This is a genomic window from Streptomyces sp. NPDC054770 (assembly GCF_053611985.1).
Window position 1 is genome coordinate 11,937 of record NZ_JBSHBL010000073.1, and the last position, 16,492, is coordinate 28,428.

Genomic DNA, 16,492 nt, shown 5'->3' on the forward strand with positions numbered 1-16,492 from the left:
AACACGCCCCGCCCGATTCATCAAGACAGCGTGAGCATTTGATCGGACTGATGCTGACTCAAAGGCGACTTTACTGACGAATAGTCAAATCTTTCGGGAGGGCTGCGCTCTCTAGGAGTGACTCGTCGTGGGTGAGTCGGCCGGTGGCCGTGAAGGTGTCCGTGCCGCAGGCCAGTTGCCGGTCCCTGGCGGCTTCGAGGCTCGTCTGAGAGCAGCACCCGGCGCCGACCAGCGCCTGCTTGGGGGCGCGAGCGGCCTGCAGCCCGGCCAGGCGCGTGTCGCGCCGGTCGAGTTCGGCAGGCGGGTCGGTGTCCTTGCCGTCGAGCCCGAATCCGTGATCCTCGGCTTCGGCCGGCAGGGCGGCGGCTGTCGCCTCCAGACGGGCGATCTCGGCCTTGATCCATTCCTCCTTGTCCACCAAGCGGCCGTAGCACATCGCCTTGTCCTTGGGGGCGTTGGAGTAGTCGGGGTACTGGTCCGCGGCCAGGAACCGGAACGCCACTCCGTCGGTGCACTTGCGGTCGATCGCCCGGGAGGAGCACTTATTACCGAGAAACGCGCCTCCAACGGCCGATGAAGCCGTCAGGAGCGGTAGGCGCGCTTGGATCGACGGCTCATCTTCGTGTTCTGGAACGCCACGCACTCCCAGCGCCTCTCGCGGCGGTGCAGCGTGAAGGTCTGGAACTTGTCGAAGTCGATCCGGTCGCCCTTGCCGATGCCGCCGACGGTGGTCACCACCGCCGTGGACTCGTTCGGCATCCGCACATCGATCGGCCTGACCGCCAGGCGTGTGCCCTTCTGCCACCGGGTGAACACCTCGTGATGCGTCTGCTCGATGGCGGCGCGCCCGAACATGGCGTCCCCCATGAAGATCACATATGAGGCGTTCTCCGCGAACCGTGCCGCGTAGCCGGTCGCGTCCCCCGCGTCCCAGGCAGCCCGGATCCGCTCGAGGAATTCCTCGACCGTGTCGTCACTCGTGGCAGTCATCAGCTCGCTCAGCCCTCGCAGTGCGCGCCGGCCACCGGGAGGGTGGTGACGGAGTCGCTGTCCTGGGAATCGGTGTTCCGGACGAACCGGTAGCACTGCTGCTGCCCGGAGGCGTGCACGAGGGCGGTGACGGTGACGTCCGTGCCCTGGCCGGTCACGGTGATCACGTCGTAGGCGTGGTGGTCGGAGGCGCTGCCGGCCGACGCGAGGAGCTGCTGGACCTCCGAGTGGGTCACGCCCGGTCGGACGAGGGTGCGCAGGGCGTCCTGGGCGGCCTGGGCGGCGTCGGTGACCGGCTGCCGCCGCCCGCAGTCCGCCTCGGACCGAGCGGTGACGTCGGCCCGCCAGCCATCCGTGTCGCGCCAGAAGGCCAGGGCGTAGCAGCGTGTCTCCGACTCCGTGCGGACGGCTCCCCACAGGGCGGGACGCACCTCGTACCCGCTGGAGAACGGCGTGACGACGGTCAGCCGGCCTGTGCCCCGGTCGTACCCGAGATCCGGCGCCACCGCGCTGCCGCCGGAGTCCGGGTCTCTTCCGTCGCGCAACACGATGTCATCCGCCGTCGGGCCGTCGGCGGATGTCCGCGCCGCGGTCAGCGCGCGGACGGTCGCCGACGCGGCCTGCCGTGCCTGCCGCTCCACCGCGGCCTGTGCTTGCGTCCGGCGGTCCGCGTTGTCGGCGCCGGCCCGGTGGAACGCGTACGCCGTCCAGGCGAGGACGGTCCCGAGGACGAGGACCAGGGCGACCAGCACGGCCAGGCAGCCGCCGGTCACGGCGCGGGAGCCCCGCCCCGTGACCGGCGTGGAAGTGGTGGTGTGTGTCACTGGCTGCCCGTGTATCCGATGTCGGCGAGGGTCTGGTCCATCACCTCGGCATAGGCCGTGGTGCCCCGGTCCTTGGGGTGGAACGACTCCAGGCTGGCGCAGATACCCGTGAGCGGAATGCACGGCACCGGGTTGGCCGGATCGCCCGAGTGGTAGTCGCCGTCGCCGTTCGGGCCGGCCACGATGCGGTTGATCCACTCGTCGCTGTCGCAGATCCCATGCCCCTGGAAGGCGCTGATCGGGTCGGCGAACGCCACCTTGACCCCTTGGCTCTTCAGTTCGGCGACCTTGGCTGCCTGCTGGTCCCGCACTTCGTCGGCAAGGGCGTTCAACGTGTCGAAGTCGGCGGTCAGACAAGGTTCGTCGGCGACGATGTGAGGGTAGCCCATGAGGACGATCTGCGCGTTGGGAGCCTTCTGGCTGATCTCGTCGAGAAGTCTCCCGGTCGCCTCGACAGCCGTGTTCAGCCTGGCCGTGTAGTCGTCCTTGTCGCACACACCGACGATGTAGCAGTCGGTGATGGCGTCGGTGAAGAGTCCGCCGTCGTTCCCGCCGATGGTGAGCATCACCAGGGTGGTGTCGTCGCTGAGGACGCCCGAGTCGATCTGTGCGACCTCGTGGAACTGGCCCTGGGTCTGCGGCTGGCTCGGGTCGTCCCAGGCGGAGGGGTGCACCTCCGCGTCGTTCTGGGTGATGTCCTTGCCCCGCACGTTCCAGGTGGCGGCTCCGGAGCAACTGACGTTCTGCAGGTCGGCGACCGTGGAGTGGGTGTCGGAGAGGTCGCCGAGGGGGGTGGCCTGGAAGGGCAGGAGAATCTTGCGGCTCCAGCCGTTGGCGCCGCGCCGGCAGGCGTTCCACTCGACGGTGCCGTGGGAGGTGTCGGACTCGCTGGAGTAGTCCCCGGCGCCCTCGCCGGAGGTGTAGGAGTCGCCCATGGCGACGACCATGTGCTGCGGCTTTCCAGGAAGCTCCTGGAAGGCGACCGAGGTGAACGCCACGTCCTCGTCGCCGGTGCCGTCGTCGGCGGTGTTCGACAGTTCCACCTGGGGCGTCCCGGTGAAGTGGTAGACGCCGAGTTCGGCCCAGGTGTTGGCACCGTAGTGGGTGTTGAGGTAGCGGTCCCGGTCGCCGCCGTCCACCCCGTGGATGATGTAGTGCGCCTGCTGGGTGTGAGCGCCGGTGTCGGGCAACTGCACGAACACCCGAGTCCAGCCGTCCAGGTTCTGGCCGAGAGTCCAGGTTCCCTTCACCGTCATGGCCCCGCCATCACCGCCGAGGTGGCTGGAGTTGCGGGTGTGGGCGTACCAGAAGTGGCCGCCATACCCGCCGCCTATCTGGTAGAGGTCCCCCTTGGCCTCGTACTGCCCGAGGCCGGGACCGGACGTGCCGTTGGAGTTGAACGTGAACTCGAAGCTCCCGTCGTCGGTGCCGGTCGTACCGCACGAGCTGTAGGTGTTCGTGTTGTCGGGTACGGAGTTCACGATCAGCGCGCCCGCGGGCAGACCGTCGTCGGTGCAGATCGGGGTGCCGTACTGGAGCCGGGTGCCGCGGCCGGGCTCGGCGACCAGGGTCAGGTACTTGATGTTCTCGAAGCCGCAGGTGGTGGCGCAGTCGCCCTTCCAGGTGGCGTTGGACTCGTGCCACCAGTACTGGGTGTAGCAGCCCGCGTCGGGGCAGTCCGGCGGGTTCGCGGCGTCGCAGTTGTTCGCGGTGTTGCAGAACGTGTCGAGCGGCGGCGTGGCGTGCGCGCGGTTGTACGTCGCGCTGCCCGGGACCGTGTAGGCGTCGGCCGTGCCGTTCCAGTAGGCGGGGCGGAAGCCGGCGGACGAGAACCCGGACTCGCCCGGCCAGTCCTGCCGGCCCGAGGTGGCGTAGGAGTAGCCGGTGTCGATGGACCAGGCGGCCCAGCCCTCCACCTTCTCCTCGTACGGCCAGTCCTGGGGATGCGCGGCGTCCTTGACGGCCAGCGGGTCGACGTCGGTGTTCATGAAGGCCGAACGGGACGGGGGATACACCGGGTTGGCGGGGTTGTTGTACCAGCCCAGGCCCCAGTTGCCGTTGGTGCCGTCGTCCGCCTTCTCGTTGAAGCCGAGGTTGTAGTTCCATAGCGCGGCGAACCAGTTCTCGGGCTTGGCCGGGTCGTCGTTGTTGACGGTGATCGTCTGGTCCGGCTCGTGGAGCTCGTTCCACTTGTCCGCGAGGATGTACAGGGAGGCGGCGACGTTCACGGTGTAGTCCAGGGCGACCGCGCGCTGGGTGGTCGCGGGCAGTGCGGTCTCGCCCGCCTTCTCGTACCCCGCGAGCCGCATGCCGTCGGTGACCTGGCCGACGCCGTAACCGCAGTCGGAGTTCGCCCAGTCGATCTGCCAGTAGTCGGCGGGGTCGTCGCCCGAGTGGCCGTAGAAACCGGCGTAGGAGGCCAGCGGGTTGCCCATCTGGCCGGGGATCGAGCCCGGTTCGGCCTGCCACAGGTTCGATTCCTGCGCCATCACTCCGAGCAGCACGTTCGCCGGGATACGGCCGCCGCCGGTCAGCGCGGGGAGGGGGAAGAGGCCCTGGGGGTCGATGGTGCTCAGTCCGATCTGGTCGCGCCAGCCGCCCTGGGTGAGATAGCTCGCCCGCAGGTCTCCGCGTACGGCCATGTCGACGGCCCACTCGACCTGGTTCGGGGTGGGCTGCAGGGCCTGGGAGTCGACATCGTTGCGAGGCACCGAGCACCAGCGGTCGGTGTCGACCGGGTCGTGGGCGCGGGGGTCGGTGTCGGCGGGTGCGAGAGCGACGGTGGGGGCGGCGGTGCCGGTGAGGGCGGGGGACATGGAGGTGCTGCCCCCGGCAGCCGCGGTCTGCGGCACCGACTGGCTGATCTTCTCTCCGGTGGTGGTGGCGGTGGACGTCACAGTGGTCGGCTCGTCGGCGGCCACCGTGTCAGGTGTGCCCACCGTGGTGCTCTCCGGCCCGGGACTGCTCGTGGTGAAGTTCTGGCCCGCGTCCTTGATCTGGGCCAGGCCGCGGCGGACTCCGGGGGTGAGCACGGGGTCGACGGCGAGGCGCCCCAGTGTGGAGACGTCCGTGTCGGCGGGCGCGTCGAGGAGTGTGACGTGCGTGTCCTTCAGGTGTGTGTCGGAGGGTGTCCCGGTGAGGAACACCCGGCCCCCGGCGCCCTGGCGCAGGTCCACGTCGCCGAGCTTGCCTGAGGCGATCACGGAGGGCTCGCCGCTCCCGGGCCAGAGTTCGGCGTGCACGGTGGAGTCGCCCTCGCGGTCGAGGAAGGCGACCTGCCCGTTCATGGTCGGCCGGATGTCGAACGGGACGCTGTCGGCCGCGGCGAGCGTCGTCACCTTGCCTGCCTTGTCGATGTGGACCAGGGCGCGCCCGCGTCCGCCGATCGCGCCGTCCTCGACCGGTACCGCGCCGGTGATCTCGCCCGCCGTCGCCGCCGAACCCATCGTTTTTCCCGCCGTGTTGACGGTCACCACCCGGGTCCTCGTCTTCGCCGGATCGTTCATGTCCCGGAAGGCGGTGAACGCGGCCGTGTGCGTGACCGTGTTGCAGGACGGGTCGAAGTAGGCGAGCGATGCGGTGAACGGCAGTTTCACCACCTGGCCGGTGGCCGAGTCGACGATGGCGGCGAACGCGCCGCCCTGCATCAGGTCGGGCTCGTTGGTGAACGAGCGGGGCGCGTACACGGCGGCGATGTGATCCGCGTCCATGACGCACTGGTTGCCGATCCAGGTGTCCGCCGGCATCCCCGGCTCCGACAACGAGGCGGCGGTCTTCCAGGCGTAGGCCCTCGACGAGTCGGCCACCAGGATCTTCAGGCCGTCGGTGTCGGCCGCGCTCGTCACCGCCCGGTCCTTGGACGTCTTCCAGCCCGTCCCGAGCTTCTTGCCGGGATTTTCGACCTGGGACGACGGCGCGGACCCGGTGGAGGGTTCGGGAGTCGGTGCCGCTTCCGACTCGGCGGCAAGTGCCGGCGCGGCGGCTGGTATCAGGCCGGTGACCACCAGTGCGGCGGCCGCCAAGGCGATGGCTGTGCGTGCCCTGCGTCTCCGTCTCAAGGGTTCTCCAAGGTCCGAAAGAGCGGTTCTCTGTATGGGCTCGGGGTCCGCAGCGGCGCAGGTGACGTCGGACCGGCGGCGGAGGGAGCTTCGGCGTTCGGGACGGCACCAGCGCGCCAGGCCGGGTAGCGGACTGCCAGACCAGCGTGCGATCAGCGTGATTGGGGCTACCGACCGGCCGGCGAGAGGCGGCCATCGAAGATGAGGACGCAGGCGTTCGACGCGGCCTTCCAGCGACCGGTCCAGCGGACCTGAGTCCCTTCGGCGCGGTCGAGGGACATCGCCGTGGAGACGTATTTCGTGCGGCCTGCTCGTTCGGGAAGTGCCTGCGGGCCACAACCGCCCGGCTTGGATGCCGGCGTTGACCGAATCAGCCTGAGTTGTGGGGAAGACGGCGCGGCCAGTCGTGCCAGGTCGCGGCGTGGCCGGCCACGGAGCCCGGGTCGTACCGGCCCCGAAGGCGACGGCTCACGCGATCACCGCCGCCACGGAAACGCGCGCATGTCTGCATCGGGTGTGTCCTGCTGCGTCTCAACGTCGTGTCTCTCTACTGAAAGATCGCAGGTGGATTTCCGCTAGCGAACTGCGTCAGCGTAGACGGACGTCGAGATCCGACGGAAGTGTGCGGGCCGGCATCGGCGCCCGGCGGACCCGGGAGACGTTCACCGATGGTGGCTGCGCGTGTTGGATGGTAGGGGAAGTTGGGCGTTTCTGCGTCAGTTTCGCTCTCCATCCGATCTCACCGCCTGCGCTGCAAGTGATGTGAATCACCCTTATTTTCAAGGGAGTTGAGGCCGCCACCAGCAGGATCCCTTGACCTTCCCGTGAGAAATTCTTGGTTGTGGTTGATCGGGAGCGGCGATGAGCCTGTATGGGTCACGCAATCAAACGCGCTGCTCGGTGACGACCACGGGGGTGGCGGCGGCGCGTTGCACGGTGTCTCGGTGAACCCACCTCCGGTGCATGAGATTTACCTTAATTCCTTTTGTAAAGGATGCTTCATGCCTAGACGAAGACACCTCCTGTCCTGTTTACTCGCGCTCGCCCTGGCGGGCGGCGGCGTGCTCGCCGTCTCGGCGCCTGCCTCGGCGGTCGGCTGCCAGGGTTCGGCGTGCGACGGTGCCAGTCCGGTGACGATGGGCTGCGACGGCGACGCACGGCTCCTCGACGAGGTCGACACGACCAATCTGTCCGTGCGCTTCTACCACTCCCCCGCGTGCGACGCGTCCTGGGCCTATGTGACCTCCGCTTTGGCCGAGCCGGTCGCCGCGGACATCTACTACCTGCCGCAGTTCGGCGGCACGGAGGCGTACCACACCGCTGACTACGTGAACCCGGGGGACGTGGCCAAGGCCACGCCGATGGTCGGCGGGAACGCCCAGGCCAAGGGATGCGCCGAGGACAACGGGCCCGGCGCGGACCCCGCGCCGGAAGTCTGGCAGCAGGAGGGGGACCACGGACTGTGTACCGCATGGCACTGAACATCGCACCGGCCCAGGCGCGCCGGTCCGGTCGCCGTGGACGATCCCGGGCCCGGACCGCCCGCCTGATGTCCAGGATGGCCGCCGTCTCCTGCGCGGCGCTCGCCGCCGGGCTGCTGCCGGCCACCGGGGCGGCCGCCGCGACCACCTCGACCGATGCCCCCACGGCCGAGTCCCACACCGGCGGACGCCTGTTCGCCTCCCCGGACACCACGCTCGGCGCGGGCTGGAAGTCCTCCTCGGACCGGGCGGTGACCGGCACAGGCGACTCGGAAGGTTTCCACGTCCTGGTGGCCGACGAGTCGAAGTCCTTCGCCTACCGTGAGGTCGCCGACCTCACCCAGGAAGGACTGGACGGGATCGGCCCGTGGACCGGGTACGTGTGCCAGACCGGCTCCGGCCGGTACGCGGCCGCGGTCTACGCGCCCTCGTCCGCCGTCAACACACCGGCGCTGATGCAGCACGACGCCTTCGCCGCCGTCGTCGACCTGGACACCGGCAAGGTGACCCAGGCCGCCACCAAGGTGCAGCTCGCCTACTTCTCGCCCGGCTGCGGCGCCGGTGACACCGTCACCTTCACCCGCACGACAGTCGGAGACTCGGCGAAGGGCACCACGACGCTCCTCGACATCGATGCCAGAACCGGCAAGACCGTCGGGAAGAGCACCGTCGCCGGTCAGCTGACCAACCCGCTGCCCTCCACCGATGGCGACCTCGGCGTGCTCGGCGGACGGCTCGTCAGGGTCGGCTCCGACGGCAGCACCAGCACCCTCACCGATCTGCCCGGCCGCGCCTTCGCCCTGGCACCGGCGGCGGGCGGTGGCCTCGACGTGGCCGAGGTGGACGGCGGCAAGGACGTCCTGCGCCGCTGGACCGGCACGAAACTCACCGAACTGGGCAGCGCACCCCTGGGCAAGCTGGCCCTCTTCCCCCGTGCCGGCGGCGATCTGGTCGCCGGTCAGGTGTCCGGCATCGACACCGCCGAAGCCCCCGGCCTCCTCAAGGCGAGCAGCGCCGACAAGCCGGTGGCCGCCTCACGCGAGGGGCATCTGCTGACCACCTCGGTGGCCTCACAAGAACTCAAGGGCATCACCTCGAAGATCGGTTCAGCCGACGGCCAGGGCGCCGGTGTCCTCACGGTCGGCGCGCTCGCCACCTCCTCGGGCAGCACGGCCACCACCGAACTCGTCACCCCGGAGGCCACCGCCACCGCCACCGCCACCGCCACCGCCGATAACGTGACAGCGGCCGCGGACGCACCCGACGACGTGGAACCCACCGTCGACGGCCAGTCGGAGAAGGACTTCCTGGCGCACGCCGGGGTGGCCCCGACCGACCCCAACCCCCAGTCGCACTACAGCAACTGCCTGGTCAAACGCAACGACGTCAACGCCCAGGCCCTCCAGCCGAGCGCCAACCAGGTCGAGTGGGCCGTCGACCAGGCCGTGCACGGCGACCTGGACATCACCCGGCCGGCGAACTACCTCGGCACCGGCAGCGCGGCCTACGACCCCGAGTCGCTGTTCCCGCGGGTCACCCTGAGCGGCGGCGGCACCGTGCCCGCCCAGGTGATGCTCGGCGTCCTCGCCCAGGAGTCCAACTTCAAGCAGGCGTCCTGGCACTCCGTCCCGGGCGACGGCGGCAACCCGCTGCTCGGCGACTACTACGGCAACGCCGACAGCATCCACACCTACCCCAACGGCTCCGTCGCCGACTGCGGTTACGGCATCGCCCAGGTCACCAGCGGCATGAACGAGGCCAAGCCGGACCCCTACGAGCCGGCCGAGGCCTACGCCATCGCCACCGACTACGCCGCGAACATCGCGGCCGGCGTGCAGATCCTCAGCAAGACCTGGAACCAGCTCAAGACGCTCGGCATGAACGTCAACACCGGCAACTCGGCCTACATCGAGAACTGGTTCATGGCGCTGTGGGGCTACAACAGCGGCGTCTACACCGATGCCTCCGCCAACGACGGCCAGACCGGACTCGGCTGGTTCAACAACCCGGCCAACCCGATCTACCCGCCAGACCGAGCCCCCTTCCTGCGCGACTCCTACGACGACGCCTCCCACCCGGCCGACTGGCCCTACGAGGAAAAAATCATGGGCTGGGTGGAGACACCGCAGCGCACCTACAACAGCCAGCCCTCGTACGCGCTGCCGCAGTTCCCGGTCGGCGGCACCAGCCCGGCCGGCAAACTCGACCTCGACCTGGACTACCGCGCCTACTGCAACAGTTCCAACAACTGCGACCCCGGCGCGGCCACCGGCACCGACCCGTGCCCGGCCGAGGACGGGACCTGCTGGTTCAACGGCTCGGTCAGCTGGGGCGCAGGCGAGGACAGCACCACCGGATCCAGCGAGAACCTCGTCTACTCCCTCGGCTCCGGCGAGCCAGCCCTCAACCGCCAGTACACAGCAGGCCCCTGCGGCGGCGCCCCGTCCGGCCTGCTGATCGACGACGTGCCCGACCCGAAGGACAACACCCAGGGCTGCGCCGACTCCCGCACGAACGACGGCAAGTTCACCCTCCAGCTCGGGGACAACTTCACCTACCAACGCAGTGACGGCAGTTGGCGGGCCACCGGCGACATCGCCCCCATCGACCTGCACCAACTGGGCGCCGGCTACGACGGACACGCCTGGTTCACCCACGCCTACCCCGGCAGCATCGTCGGCAGCTCCGTCGCCGAGGCGGGCGACCTGTGGCACAAGGTCCTGGCCACCTGGACCCCCGACCCTGCCCTGATGGCGGACTACGGCACCAACGGCGTGCTGTACGACATCTTCGTCCACCTGCCCAACCACGGGGCGCAGGCCGTCGTGCCGTACACCGTCCACGTCGGCATGAACAACGCCAACGCGAAGCCCACACACGTGTGCAACGTCAACCAGGCGACCAAGAGCAACGGCAACGACGTCTGGGTGGATCTCGGCACCCTGCGACTGTGGCAGGGCGCCAACATCCAGCTGGACAACGTCAGCCGCAGCGACTACACGGGCGACCAGGACGTCGCCTATGACGCCGTCGTCTTCCAGCCGACGACCACTGTGGCCAGTTCGGACCACTGCTTCACCGACTCCTGACCGCGCCTCCTCCCTCACCCACCATGGCGGTGCGTCCACGCCCCGGCCCCGGCCGGCCCGCACGGCGCACCGCCACCCACGTCCTCGCCCCACGCCCCGGAGCCCCGAACATGCACCTGCCCGCCATCCGCCCCCGCCAACTCGCCGCAGTGGTAGCGGCGTTGGCCCTGCCTCTCGCCGGATGTTCGTCCTCGCACCACACCACCTCCTCCGCAGGCACCACGAACCCGGCCACCACCGGCCCGGCGGCCACCACCTCACCGTCCCCGTCGGCCTCCGCCTCCCCCGACATCTCGGCCTGGCCGACCGTACCGACCGACGTCAACGAGACGGAGGTCCCGAAGGTTTCCTATGAGGTCTTGTCCCAGAACTACACGGGCAGAGGTTTCATCGACGCCCTGACCCGGCAGTGGCACATCGACCTTGACGCCCGCACCAAGTTCGACTCCACGAAGGACGACAGACCCGCTGTATGGCACGCCGAGGGGACCACGCATCCGACCAAAGGCACCGAACTCGGGGTGTCCGTGGTGTGGGACCTGACAGGCGACCTGGAGTCACTGTCATGCGGTGCCACCGCGAAGGCACCCGGCCAGGCCGATTTCCTGCACGCCTGCGCCCGACTGGACCACCCCGGCGCCGACCCGGCCGCGGCCGTCCGCTGGCTCGACAGCATCACCGGGCCCGTGGACCGGAAGTACCGCGAGGCCGGTGTGACGACGGTCAGCCCGCTGTACCGGGCTGGAACGGCCGCCACCGAGCTCCTGGAGTACGGCGGCAGTTCGACCCCCACCACCTACGATCTCCGCACCTTCGGCGTCAAGAACTGACCACCGCGGTAGGGCTGGGGCGAGGAAAGCCCTTTTCGGCAGGCTTCAGAATCGCCGCGGACTCCACATGCGAGGTCATCGGAGTCACATCAAGCGCCTGCACCCGCAGGTTCGGGTCTCTGAGCGAAAGAGCGACAACTCCGCGAGGGGGCCGCGCCCGCCTTGCGGATGGCCGGTCGGCCGTGGTGCCGTGTGCCGTCACCTCACCGCCGGCTCCACACCACCTGTGCGAGCCGAACTCGCCAGTTTCTCGGCAGCCGCTTGGGCGGTGAGGCTCTGGATCTCCTCCCCGGCCTCGACGACTGCACGCTTGACTTCGAGGGCCAGGCCGACCGATGTCTTGATGACGCCTCGCACCAGCGGTTTCGCCACTCTTTTGGCCAGAGGGGCCGTGATCACGCCGACGGCGAAGGGAGCAACTGCAGGGAGCATGTGTGAACCCTCTTCTTGTGTACACAGCACGACTGCCGACGCCGCACGAGCCGATACCGTCTGGCCGACAAAGCCGGGCAGGAATTTCGCCCCCTCAGAAAGCACGATAGTCGGACCTCGGCCGATGCGCCCGTGGACGCCGGCGTTGTTCATTCGGTCGGGCGGAAACTCGCCGGAGCGGACCGTGGCTGCGCGACGGGATCAGAACGGCTTCGGCGTCTGCGACCCGCACTGATCCAGCATCGAGCCCACCACCTGTACAACGAAGTCGGGTACGCGATCCGGGAAATCGTGGCCGGTGCCCTCTGGGGTGTAAACCCTCCGCCCCCTGCTGGAAGCCGCGAGGAACCGCTCTCTCACGGTGAGGAAGAAGTGCCGTACCCGGGCGCTCTCCTCCGGATCGTCGACCGCGTCGAAGACCTCGCCACCGCCTGTCAGATCGCGTGGCGCCACGAGGAGGAGGGGCAGCGAGCCGAGTTCGCCATCGTGTACGGCCGTCTGCCAGCCGTCTCTGGTGATGCCGTCCGGCGACAGCTCTCGCAGGATCGATGCCGCGGCGCAGCTCGCCTTGGTCCGGAGCTCGATCATGGTGAGAATCTGCGTCGGGTCGTCGGAGGTGTGTGTCTCCTTCTTGCCCGCGAGAGGGTGGAGGCCGAAGAGGTGCCGCAGCGCGAGAGCGGTCTGGTCCCTCGGGGCACGTCGCAGGGCCGGAAGCGCCGGGCCGAAGGCGACGGCATCGGGCGGGGTGGGATCGAGCAGCACCAGACCGGCCACCAGGTCGGGGCGGCGCCTGGCGGCGTTGGCCATGAGCAGCCCCCCGAACGAATGCCCCACGAAGACGTAGGGCCCCTTCTCACCGGCCCGTTCCAGCACCGTGAGCAGTTCGGCGGCTTCTACCGCCGTCGTCCGCGGGAACGGGCCCGGGTCACTCCAGCCGGACCCCGGACGGTCCACCAGGACCGAACGCGTCTGTTCCCGCGCCAGCGCGTGCAGCCGGTACATGGCGTACCCTCCGGCATGGCCACCCGGCATCCACACCACAGTGGGCCTCGGTCCGGCGTCCCCCTCGGCCAGGACATGCATGCGGTAGCTGCCCACGTCGACCATTCGTCCGGGGGGCGGATACCTCACCCGTATCCGGCCCACATGCACCAGATGGCGGAACGACCCGAGACCGAGCGCGAGGGCCACAGCCCACAGCACACCGCCGAGAGCCCGCCGGCCGGTCCCCCTGGTGACGCACCGCGCACCCGCGGCCGCCGGCAGCAGAGCGATGCCCAGCCCGGCCCAGTCCCGGCTGAGCAGCCGGAGTATCGCGTCGGCGGCACGTGTTCCCGGTCGCATGGTCCCTTCTCCGTCCCGGCCTTCGCGGCCGCTGCCGGGGACACCGCACGTCTCAGCGACCGGTACGACCATCGTCCCCCGGGAACCCCGCGGGCGCCATGCGCGGTGCCGGCATCCGCCGTCAGGCCTGACCGGCGCCGCACGCACGCGCAAGGCGTGCTGCCACGTCCGCGACCACTTCGGCCTCCCGGGCTGCGAGGTAGAAGTGATCCCCGGGGAACGGGCACAGCTCGAAGGAGCCCGGGGCGGTGAGGCCGGACCAGGCGAGGACCCCGTCGAGCACGCAACTCGGATCGTCCTGGCCGACGTACGCGGTGATCGGCGCCTTGACCGGAGCCGGATTCAGGGGGTGGTAGCCCTCGATCAGCCGGTAGTCCGAACGGAGGGCGGGCAGCAGCAGGTCACGCAGCTCCGGGATGTCGTAGGCCTGCGAGTGCAGGTCTCCGAGGTGCCGGACATGGGTGATCAGGGATTCGTCGTCGGCGTCGTGCAGCGCGACGCGTTCGGCCCACCGGGGGGCTTCGTGTGCGGAGACCAGCAGGTGCTCGGGGACGATGCCGCGGGTCTCCAGTCGCAGGGCCACCTCGTAGGCGACGCAGGCGCCCATGCTGTGCCCGAAGAGCGCCAGCGGCCGGTCGAGCCAGGGCCGCAGTGCGTCCTCGATCGTGTCGGCCAGGGTGGCCATGTCCTCGATGCAGGCTTCCGCAAGCCGGTCCTGGCGGCCGGGGTACCGCACGGCGAGCACCTCGACGTCCGCGGGGAGCAGCGCGGGCCAGCCGTGGAACAGCTGTGCCGTGCCGCCGGCGTGCGGGAAACACACCAGTCGGAGCCTGGGGTCCGCCGCCCGCTGGTGAACACGGAACCACTTCTTCGGGTCGGTCACCGTCATCGCCGACGGATCCCGCGCGTGGACACGTATGCGGGCCGCACGGTGTGGCGCCGGCAATCGGTCACGACGAGTTCGCAGGCACCGCCTTCCTGGATGAGTCCTGCGGAATACAGGGGGGTTCCGGTCGCAGACATCTGACCTGCCTCCATCAGGGTGTCGTGATGGCCGATAGGGCGCAGCCCACCATGTCGCCGATGGCACAGGTCGGCGGGCAGACTCAGCGCGCCTTGGCGGCGGCCGAACCGGTGCTACGGGCCTTGCCGACGGGCTTGTCCTGAGCGCCGGTCCGTCCCTCGGGGGCCTCTACCGCTGCGGGCGCCGGCTTGGCTGCCGCTGCCGGCGCCGACTTCGCTTCCTCAGCGGCCCGGCCCGCGGTGCCGTCCTCCGGGACGCCTACGCTGTGTCGCGCTCCCGGTGTCGTCTGGGCTGCGAGCACCCCGGCAGTCGCCTCGGCGGCGAGATCATGGATTCCCTCGCCGGCTTCATGGACGGCCCGCTTGACCTCAAGTCCCAGGCCCACCGACGCTTTGACGACCCCTCGCACCAAGGGCTTGCCCAGCCTCTTCACCAGGGACGCGGCGATCAGACCGATCAGGAAAGGAGGTACTACAGGCGGCATGGCACAACATCCTTCTCTTCTGTCGAGGAGATGATGATTAGATGGACGCACTCCGCTTCAGCGGACCCGCACCCTCCATCACAGAGAGTATCCGAGGCCGGGCAAACGGCTACGAATTCCCCGTGGCCTTCACTCATTCGAGTAGAGCGGCCTTCCCTGGAAGCCTGGTCGGCCGTGTGCCCCGGGCAGTTCTCTCGCCACCCGTCGGCGCAGGGCGGGAAACGGCAGTGTGCCGCCGGCCAGCACGGTCTCGTGAAAGGCGCGCACGTCGAAGGCGGCGCCGGCGCCGCGTTCGCACGCTGCCCGCAGTGCCGTGAACTCCGTGTGACCCGCCCGGTACGTGAGCGCCTGCCCCGGCAGATCGGTCGCGTAGCGCAACAACTCGGTCGTGATCTGTCCTTCGGACTCGGCTGCCGCGTGGGCCCGCATGAAGGTGCGCGCCTCCTCCAGCGTCATCGTCCCGAGGTTGAGGCCGGTGTCGACGACGAGGCGCTGCGCGGTGAACCGTTCGTGGGCCAGTCGTCCGTACGCGTCCCACGGGTCGTCGTACAGCCCCATCTCCCAGGCGAGCCCTGCCGCGTACTCCGCCCAGCCTTCCTCGAACCCGCTGAAGGCCGCCAGTTCGCGTCGCAGGTCGGGCAGCGCGGTGTTCTCGGCCTGGCGGGCGAGGTGGAAGTGATGTCCGGGCGACAGCTCGTGGTAGATGAGCGCGGCTGCGCCGAGCAGTGACCGGTGTGCCAGGTCCGAGGCGTTGTAGCGGTAGCGTCCCACCGGTTGCGTGGCGGTCGGCGGTTCGTAGTAGCCGAACGTCATCGAACCCTCCAGCGCCGGGTCGAGGCGGGCCACGTCGTAGGGGGCGCGGGGCAGGACCGCGAACCAGCGCGGCAGCAGCGGCGCGAGGCGGTCGAGGTGTCCGCGGTAGCGGGCTTCGACCTCCTCCGGGGTGGCGGCGTACAGGCGCGGCTCGGTCGCGAGCCGTTCGTGGAACTCCGCCTCCGTCCCCGCGAAACCGAGCGTGTCGCGCATCTCCCGCAGCCGCTCGCCGAGTTCGCGGCAGTGCTCCCGGCCGAGTTCGTGGAGGCGTTCGGGTGGCGTGTCGCCGGATGTGTACGTCCTGACGAAGGACCGGTATGCCGCCTCGCCTTCCGGGTAGCGGGCCCAGCCGACGGCCTGCGGTGCCCGCCGGAGGTAGTCCGGGTCGCCCACGAGGGCGACGAGGCGGTCGAACGCCGGCTCCAGTTCGGTGGCCACGAGCCGCTCGACCGTGTCGCGCAGGTGCCCCCGGCTCGCCGCGTCGAGTCGGGTGAGCCGCTCGGCATCCGCCCGGACGTACCGAGCCGACGACGCCCGCAGGCGGGTGAGTGTGGTGTGGACGCCGGTCAGGGCGGGGGCGGGGATGTGAAAGCCCCGCTCCGCCTGCCCGGCGACCTTGTCGCCGATCGCCGCGACGCAGCGGGCCAGGTCCCGTACGAGGGTCACGTACCGGTCCGCGTCGGCTCGGTGCTCGAAGCGGAACGGGCGGAAGACGGTGTCACCGTACTGCTGGAGGCGGAAGAGCTGGTACGGCGTGGCGGTGGGGGTGAGCCAGTGGAAACGTCCCGCCTCCGCTTCCTGTTCGGCCAGTGCCCGGAGGAAGCCCGCCGTGTCGGCGGCGGGACCGGACAGCTCCGCCGGTCGCAGCGCACGCAGCCGGTCCAGCACCCCTGCCGCGAACCCGGCGCGCTCGTCGGCCTCCGCGGCGGACACCCCCGGCAGCGACTCGACCGGCAGCCCGCGGCGTGTGCGCAGCGACGGCTCGCGTGCGAGCAGGAAGTCCCAGTACGAGGTCGCGAGTCGGTCGATCTCGCGCTCCGTCGAGTCGTCCGGGGAGCCCGCTGGATTGATGACCATGTCGCCAGTGTGCGTCTCGAGGTGACGCAGCGTCAGCAACAGGAGC

The 16,492-nt window shown here is 69.8% G+C and carries 11 protein-coding genes and 1 pseudogene; 3 read left to right on the plus strand and 9 right to left on the minus strand.

Annotated elements, in window-relative coordinates; all coding sequences use genetic code 11:
• Positions 1–73: 73 nt before the first annotated feature.
• The 4 genes and pseudogenes from ACWGKQ_RS40875 to ACWGKQ_RS40890 form a co-directional block, all read right to left on the minus strand.
• Positions 74–538: pseudogene (locus ACWGKQ_RS40875) on the minus strand (hypothetical protein); the annotation flags it as partial.
• A 44-nt stretch (positions 539–582) separates the two neighbouring features.
• Complete coding sequence (locus ACWGKQ_RS40880; protein WP_453297137.1) at positions 583–990, minus strand: SgcJ/EcaC family oxidoreductase; 408 nt, start codon at positions 988–990, stop codon at positions 583–585.
• 8 nt (positions 991–998) lie between these two features.
• Positions 999–1,814: a hypothetical protein gene (locus ACWGKQ_RS40885; RefSeq protein ID WP_453297138.1), complete on the minus strand. Its 816-nt coding sequence runs from the start codon at positions 1,812–1,814 to the stop codon at positions 999–1,001.
• On the minus strand, positions 1,811–5,836 hold the full coding sequence (locus tag ACWGKQ_RS40890; RefSeq protein WP_453297139.1) for an SGNH/GDSL hydrolase family protein: 4,026 nt from the start codon (positions 5,834–5,836) through the stop codon (positions 1,811–1,813). Before ACWGKQ_RS40890 ends, ACWGKQ_RS40885 begins: the two co-directional genes overlap by 4 nt.
• A 1,037-nt stretch (positions 5,837–6,873) precedes the next feature.
• Between ACWGKQ_RS40890 and ACWGKQ_RS40895 the strand changes: the two genes are divergently transcribed.
• Genes ACWGKQ_RS40895 through ACWGKQ_RS40905 form a run of 3 tightly spaced genes read left to right on the plus strand, consistent with a single transcriptional unit; the run spans position 6,874 to position 11,272 of the window.
• Positions 6,874–7,353: a DUF2690 domain-containing protein gene (locus ACWGKQ_RS40895; RefSeq protein ID WP_453297140.1), complete on the plus strand. Its 480-nt coding sequence runs from the start codon at positions 6,874–6,876 to the stop codon at positions 7,351–7,353.
• Positions 7,344–10,442 (plus strand): hypothetical protein, encoded by a 3,099-nt coding sequence (locus tag ACWGKQ_RS40900; RefSeq protein ID WP_453297141.1) that lies wholly within the window; start codon positions 7,344–7,346, stop codon positions 10,440–10,442. The genes ACWGKQ_RS40895 and ACWGKQ_RS40900 overlap by 10 nt, the downstream gene beginning before the upstream one ends.
• Positions 10,443–10,465: 23 nt before the next feature.
• Positions 10,466–11,272, plus strand: a complete 807-nt coding sequence (locus ACWGKQ_RS40905; protein ID WP_453297142.1) for a hypothetical protein — start codon at positions 10,466–10,468, stop codon at positions 11,270–11,272.
• Positions 11,273–11,470: 198 nt separating this feature from the next.
• Here ACWGKQ_RS40905 and ACWGKQ_RS40910 read toward each other — a convergent pair whose 3' ends face one another.
• The 5 genes from ACWGKQ_RS40910 to ACWGKQ_RS40930 form a co-directional block, all read right to left on the minus strand.
• A complete protein-coding gene (locus tag ACWGKQ_RS40910; RefSeq protein ID WP_453297143.1) occupies positions 11,471–11,857 on the minus strand; it encodes a DUF5132 domain-containing protein in 387 nt (128 codons plus the stop codon).
• Positions 11,858–11,905: 48 nt separating this feature from the next.
• Complete coding sequence (locus ACWGKQ_RS40915; protein ID WP_453297144.1) at positions 11,906–13,048, minus strand: alpha/beta fold hydrolase; 1,143 nt, start codon at positions 13,046–13,048, stop codon at positions 11,906–11,908.
• Positions 13,049–13,169: 121 nt separating this feature from the next.
• Complete coding sequence (locus ACWGKQ_RS40920) at positions 13,170–13,937, minus strand: thioesterase II family protein (protein ID WP_453297145.1); 768 nt, start codon at positions 13,935–13,937, stop codon at positions 13,170–13,172.
• Positions 13,938–14,154: 217 nt separating this feature from the next.
• Positions 14,155–14,556: a DUF5132 domain-containing protein gene (locus tag ACWGKQ_RS40925; RefSeq protein WP_453297146.1), complete on the minus strand. Its 402-nt coding sequence runs from the start codon at positions 14,554–14,556 to the stop codon at positions 14,155–14,157.
• A gap of 129 nt (positions 14,557–14,685) precedes the next feature.
• Positions 14,686–16,446 (minus strand): DUF885 domain-containing protein, encoded by a 1,761-nt coding sequence (locus tag ACWGKQ_RS40930; protein WP_453297147.1) that lies wholly within the window; start codon positions 16,444–16,446, stop codon positions 14,686–14,688.
• Positions 16,447–16,492 lie beyond the last annotated feature (46 nt).